Consider the following 500-nt stretch of genomic DNA (forward strand, 5'->3'; position numbering starts at 1 on the left):
GCCCGCGTAAGTTTTGTCCGAGCGTGAGCCGAGGAAGTAGAACCGTTCGCCATCTCGAACTTCACTGTGCCACTGATCCCGCCGGATGTTGCCGAGCTCATGGGCTCGAATGCCAGTCGTCGCCAGAATGATGACAAAGCATCCATCACGCAGGTCGAGGAGTGTGCTGTTCAATGCGCCGAGCCCTGAATCCCAACCGCGGCTTTTCAGGTAGCGAGACATTTCACTGGCTTGTGTCGTTCGCTTTTCAGAACAAGGTTTGAAGTCAGCCAACGCATCCCGATGTGCCAGCAAGGTGTCAGCTTGACCGAGCAGGGATTCGGCGTGCTGGAACAGGTGCCTAAGAATGTTATCTGGAATGATCTTAGTCTTGGCTTTGGTTGATTGTTTGTGCCCGGCCAGGGAGACGGCCGAGCTTTCTGGCCAGGGGTGACCAAACGCGCTTGGGGTATCCCGAAGGAGTTGCCAGCATCGCTCAACAGCAAAGAACTTATGCGCCT

Annotated in this window: 1 protein-coding gene; it reads right to left on the reverse strand. The window is 55.6% G+C overall.

Translation table 11 applies throughout. From position 1 onward, the window contains the following. A partial coding sequence (locus R7Z77_RS28855; protein ID WP_411913234.1) for a hypothetical protein occupies nucleotides 1-500 on the reverse strand: 500 nt, incomplete at both ends.

It is taken from the genome of Vibrio sp. 1401 (assembly GCF_033340295.1).